This window comes from Pseudarthrobacter albicanus, from assembly GCF_018224015.1.
Classification (GTDB): domain Bacteria; phylum Actinomycetota; class Actinomycetes; order Actinomycetales; family Micrococcaceae; genus Arthrobacter; species Arthrobacter albicanus.
Genome location: NZ_JAGPOT010000016.1, coordinates 1 through 5,979, shown reverse-complemented (window position 1 = coordinate 5,979; position 5,979 = coordinate 1). Strand labels below are relative to the sequence as shown.

Annotated in this window: 4 protein-coding genes; 2 read left to right on the top strand and 2 right to left on the bottom strand. The window is 65.0% G+C overall.

Annotated features, from left to right (window positions below; translation table 11 throughout):
- Window positions 1-273 precede the first annotated feature (273 nt).
- A complete protein-coding gene (locus tag J9611_RS05445; RefSeq protein ID WP_211878380.1) occupies window positions 274-1,671 on the bottom strand; it encodes an IS1380 family transposase in 1,398 nt (465 codons plus the stop codon).
- A gap of 132 nt (window positions 1,672-1,803) precedes the next feature.
- On the opposite strand from J9611_RS05445, the gene J9611_RS05440 reads away from it, so the two are divergent.
- Window positions 1,804-2,475, top strand: coding sequence for a hypothetical protein (locus J9611_RS05440; RefSeq protein ID WP_246527415.1), 672 nt, complete (start codon window positions 1,804-1,806; stop codon window positions 2,473-2,475).
- A gap of 387 nt (window positions 2,476-2,862) precedes the next feature.
- Window positions 2,863-5,055 (top strand): amylo-alpha-1,6-glucosidase, encoded by a 2,193-nt coding sequence (locus J9611_RS05435; RefSeq protein WP_211878378.1) that lies wholly within the window; start codon window positions 2,863-2,865, stop codon window positions 5,053-5,055.
- A gap of 106 nt (window positions 5,056-5,161) precedes the next feature.
- Here the strand turns inward: J9611_RS05435 and J9611_RS05430 are convergent.
- The coding region (locus J9611_RS05430) for an IclR family transcriptional regulator (RefSeq protein ID WP_211878376.1) at window positions 5,162-5,979 on the bottom strand (818 nt) is incomplete at its 5' end.

Below are 5,979 nucleotides of genomic sequence, written 5' to 3'. Positions count from 1 at the left end.
ATCCCCGACACCGAGATGGCGGCCCTGCCCATCACCCGCCACGATTTCCATGGCGACTGGAACTACACCCTCAACCCCGCCACGCCGTCATAACAACGTGTTATTTACTGGCGAGCCCTAAGCCTGAATCCACCGGCCTGCCGGGGCGTGTAGCCTGATTCCGGTTTCGGCGGAAATTGTGGCGTGCGGGCAGGGCTGGGTACCGGGCCTTTCTGCCCGTCGGTGTTCCACTGCTGGTCCTGGTTGCGCCGTTGCGGCTGGGTTGACCGGGGTTCAGGCGGTTAGCGGTGGCGGGTAGACGTGGTCGAAGAGCCGTTGCCAGGGTGTTTCCCAGGGCCAGGCTTCGGGCAGGTGGAGCGTGATGCGCCGGGCCGGGGATGCGACGCGGGCGGGCACGTTGATGAGCTTGTCGCGGATGGTCGCGGTTTCGGCTTTGCTGAAGCGCCCGGCGGCGAGGGTCCCTGCGGCGCGGGTGAGGTTGAACGCCATGGTTGCGGCCAGGAGCCAGGCGGCGTTCGCGTTGAATTTCCCCGAGGGCATCGAAGCCAAAGCGGAATTCTTCAGGTCGGCGTGCACCTGCTCGATCACCGCGTGGGCGCGGTGGGTCTTGTCCGCGGTCACCGTGTCCAGGACCGTGGCGTCGACGGTGGTGAAGAACGCATGGAACCGGTGGGCCTCGAACAGGGTTTCCTGCCCGGTGGCGGCCTTGGCGTTCAGTTCCGGGATCCGGCGGACCACGAGGCGGCCGGTGACCTGCTTGGCCTTCTTTTTCGAGGTGAACGCGGTGAATCCGATTTCGGCGGCTTCGGCGTCGGAGATCCATTTACCGCTGTCTTCGTCGAAGAGGGCGTTGGTGTATTCGATCTTCTCCCACGCGGTTTCCGGGATCTTTGCGATGGCCCTCTTCACGGCCGGATCCATCCGCACGGTCAGGGAGATCTCCGCGCCGGCCCGGGCCGCGGCAGCGGCCACCGCATGGGCGTAGAAGGCCGAATCGGAGCGCAGCAGGACCATGCCCGTGGCACGGGCCGAGCGCAGCCGGGCCACGGTGGCCAGCAGGTCGGCGGTGAACTTACCGGCACCGCGGGCGGAGTTCGCCGCGCCCTTGCGCAGCCTCGCGGCGGCAATGACAGGGGCGGCCTGCCTGGTGGTGACGGTGCCGATCAGGGCGTTGATCCCGCGGACGCCGGAGTAACCGTAGCCGGAGCCCTGTTTCTTATAGCCGTAGACTTCCTTGATCGTGTCGTCGATATCGACCAGCGCCAGGTCATCGATTCCTTCGGCCAGCGGTGTGGCCGCGGCGAGGCCGGACAGCCAGCGGGCCGCTGCTGCCTCGAGCTGGCGGACGTGTCCGAAGGTGAACCTGCGCAGGAACGAGCCCAGCGTCGAGGGCGCGTAGGTGCCTTGGAACAGTTTGCCCGTTCCGCCGTGGCGCAGGATCCCCATGTCGTCGATGCAGTCCGCGCCGGCGGCCATCCCCGCGACCAGGGCCGAGACCTTCAGCCCGGCATTCGCGCCGTAATACTCCGGCAGCTTCAAGTGCCCGTCGACCAGGTCGCTCAGGCCTGTGTCGGCGGCCAGGGCCATGACCGGGACCAGCCCGGCCGACGACACGAGATTCGGATCATCGAACGCGCTGGAAACCGCCGCCCGGGTATGGAAAACTTGCATCTGCGGGATGCCCTTCTGAATCACGGAAAATTGCTCTAGACAAGCTCTATTTTCCCTGTTCAGGCGGGCATTTCCCGTCTAAAACGCCGGGCTGCTCTCAAACCCAACCGGTGGATTCAGGCTAAGGCACCCATGAGGATAGCAAAGACCGACACCATCGCAGGACTGCCCGCGCCGGCCGCCAGAGATTTCCTGCGCCGGGTCAGACGAACGGACTTTGATGAGGGATGGGCGCTATCTCTGCTGGAAACACTCGGTGCCACAGACCCCAGGTCCACCCTGGACAGCTTCGAAGGCGACCGGTACATCGAACGGGCAGACCACTCCCCCGACGGGTGCCTCTGGTGGACGACCACAACCCTGGGCAACGCCGTCGCCATGGCCAGCTTCGGGAAACCAATCACCCGGAAAACAGCGGATCGGCTGGTCGCTGAAATGCTGGACCGTGCCCGCGCTTACAACGCAGATCCCGGCAAGCCCAGCTATGTGCAGCGCCTGAGGATCTTTGGGAGCTACCTCGATCAATCGGTTGATCCCCTGGGAGACGTCGACGTGGAACTCGTCCTCGGCCGACGCGTGAACGACCCCAAGGAAGTCCTGCGATACACCACCGCAAGCGGCCGCTCGTTCGCCACTTACATCGACAGGATCCTATGGCCACAAACGGAGGCGGTGCAGATCCTGCGCAACCGTTCGGCAGCCATCAACATCACCACAGAAGACATCGGCCGGCTCACCGACAACGTCGAAACGGTCTACTCAATCTATGAGGACCCTGGTGCCGTCCCGCCACCGAACCTCTAGAACAGTCAATTGAACGGGGCCCGACGTCTTGACGAACTGGCCTGGTATGTGGGGTCACGACCTTGGAAAATAGCCGAGCACCCGCAGATCCGTGACGGAAATCCACAGCCACGCCGGAATCACGGTTCCTTCCGTCCCCTGACATAGGAGCTCTCTTCACCCCACCTAAAGTTCGCGAAGCCGAGAAGACGTTGGCTCAGGGCTGAGGAAAGCCCAGGGTCTGCCGGTACCTCCACCAGAGGGGTTTTCGACGAGTCGAAAGCTCTGGCATCGGGGAGCAGGCAAGAGTAGCGTCGGTTGGAGAATTTGGCGGCGACCGGCAGCAGCATGACCTGAGGGGCCAGGGCACGCTGGTGCCAGTGTCTTGAAGGCCGGGAAGGAGCCAGCATGGCTGGATGGAATGCTGACACTGCGGCCGGCCCCTTAGGAGCCGGGACGGTCACTTTGGTCGAGGGATCGTCCTTCTGCATCTCCTTGCCGAACGGGGACATCCATCCCGAACATCCACATGGACTTTTCTTCCAGGACACCCGTATCCTGTCCGGCTGGAGCCTCACCATTAACGGCCAGCCGCTTGAGCCGCTGGCGGCGGAGACGAAGGAGCCTTACCGGGCGCTGTTTGCCGGCCGCGTTCCCCGCTCGGACGGGTATGCGGACAGCCCGCTGATCGTGGAGCGCCTGCGCGAAGTGGGGACCGGCATCCAGGAGCAGGTCACCGTTCGCAATTACTCCCTGGAGCCGGCCGAATGCGTGATCTCCCTGAGGATTGAGGCGGATTTCGCGGATCTTTTTGAGGTGAAGGAGGCGCGGATCCAGCGGCGCTGGGACGAAACCCGCCAAGCGGACGGCGACGCGCTGACCATCCGGGCGCTCTGGCAGGAGATCCGGAAGAGCGTCACCATCCAGGCCCCCGGCGCAGACGTCTCACCGGAGGTCCTTACGTACCGGGTGTCCGTCCCGCCGCACGGCCAGTGGAGCACGGTACTCACCGTGGTGCCCGGCATCGAGGGAGCCGGTACCGCGGCGGCGTTCGTCCATACTGGCGGGGACGAGTTGTCCCCCCGGGACCGGCGCTGGCAGGAGTGGGTGGCCAAGATTCCGGTGCTGCACTTGGGAAACCGGTCCATCGAACGGACTTTGCGGCGCAGCTACGACGACCTGGGCGCCCTTCGCATCGAGGACCCGAATCATCCGGACCGCGTGGTGGTGGCCGCCGGCGCGCCCTGGTTCATGACCCTGTTCGGCCGGGACTCGCTGTGGGCCTCGGAAATGGCGTTGCCGGTGGACCCCTCCCTGGCCCTGGGCACGCTCCAGACGCTGGCAGACCTCCAGGGAAGCGTGGTGGACCCCATGAGCGAGGAGGAACCGGGGAAAATCCTGCATGAGGTCAGGCTCGATGTCTCCAGCGGTTTGGCCCTGGGCGGAAAGTCCATCTACTACGGCAGCATCGACGCGACGCCGCTGTTCGTGGACGTGCTCGGGGCAGTCAGCCGCTGGGGGTTCGCCAAGGAGACCATTGCCGCATTGCTGCCTCACGCGGACCGCGCGCTGGACTGGATCCGGGACTACGGGGACAAGGACGGCGACGGTTTCGTCGAGTATGAGCGCCTCAACGACCGGGGGCTGATCAACCAGGGCTGGAAGGACTCCTGGGACGGAATCAATTTTGCCGACGGCCGTCTGGCCCAGCCGCCTATCGCGCTCTGCGAGGTGCAGGCCTATGTCTACGCCGCCTACTTGGCGCGCGCATGGATGGCGTACGACGCCGGTGAGGCGGCTTTGGCGGACGAGCTCGCCGATCGAGCGGCGCAGTTGAAGAAACGGTTCAACGAGCAGTTCTGGCTGCCCGAGCGCGGATACTACGCTGTCGCCCTGGATGGAAAGAAGCGGCAGGTCGACGCGTGCGCGTCCAACATGGGCCACTGCCTATGGCTCGGCCTCGTGGACGAGGACAAGGCCCCACAGGTGGCCGAACGGCTGATGTCCCCCGAGATGTTCAGCGGCTGGGGCGTGCGAACCCTGGCAAGCGACATGGGCGCCTACAACCCGGCCAGCTACCACAACGGATCGGTCTGGCCACATGACAATGCGATTATCCAGGCCGGCTTGCTGCGCTACGGCTTTGTGGCGGAGGCACAGCGGATCTCCACGGCCCTGCTGGAGGCGGCCGAGTACTCGGGCGGCCGGCTGCCGGAACTGTTTTGCGGTTTCAGCCGGGACCAGTTCGCCGAGCCCGTGCCCTATCCGACGGCCTGCTCGCCCCAGGCCTGGGCAGCGACCACACCGATCCTGCTGGTGACGAGCCTGATGCGCTATGACGCCCATGTTTCCCGCGGCGGCCTATGGATGGATCCCGTACTCCCGGAGTCCTATGGCGACCTGCACATCACCAACGCGCCTCTGGCCGGGGGCCGGATCACCATCGATATCGCCGGTTCCGTCCCATCCGTGCAGGGGCTGCCCGAAGGGATGGTATTTCACCGCGGGCACCGGCCGTGGATTACAGAACTGGTGGAGCAAGCCAGCCAGCGCCGAAAGGCTCAGCAAGGGGCCCAGTCGGGCAGGCCGCCTTCCGGTTGATTTCTTTCTCGGCGCTGCAGAGGGCCGCCTGGGCGACGACGGAGACGGCCTGCGATTGGCTCCGTCAAAGAAGACGGTTGCTAGGCAAACCTAGTGCTCGGCAAACCTAGCTTTGGTTGCTTTTTTCGGTGTTCCTGGGAGCACGTCCGCCGAGGCGTGAGGTGACCAGGTGCGCCGCGGCTGCGCATGCTTCTCCCAGACTTTGCAGTCGTTCCCGCGAGACGCGGAACCGGGGGGCCGGGATCAGCACGGCGGCCACGATGTCGCCGCGGTGGTCGTAGACGGGTGCGGCCACGCCCACTTCGTCGATGGAGGATTCGCCGTAGTTGATGGCCCAGCCACGACGGTTCACATCCTTAAGCCTGATCTGGTACGCCTCGAGGCTGGTGTCATCCAGTCCCGGATAGGTGATGGCTCCGCTGCGCAGCAGGGCACGGACACGTTCGGCGGTTTCGGCGGAGAGGAAGACCTGCACGGAGGAGCTCATGGCGTCCTTGTAGCGCGCGCCGAGCGGGGTGGTGTGTTTGATCTGGTGATGGCTGGCGATCTGTTCCACGCACATCGATTCGGTGCCGTTCCACACCATGAGGGCGCTGGTCTCGCCGGTCTGTTCGGTGAGTTCACGCAGGACCGGGTATGCCACGCGCCGTTCTTCCAGTTCCGCGAGTAACGGGCCGGCGACGGCGATCAGCCCCAGACCGAGACGGAAACGGCGCGTTTCCGGGTCCCGTTCCACCAGGCGTTCCTGTTCAAAGGTGGACAGGATCCGGGAAACGGTGCTTTTGTGCAGGCCGACCCTGTTGGCAATCTCGGTGACGCCGAGCAATGGTTCGTCTGCCGTGAAGGTCCGCAGGACGGCGATGGCGTTGACGATGACGGAGGTGCCCTTGGTGTCGCCGTTTCCGTTGGTGTCAGGAGATTCTG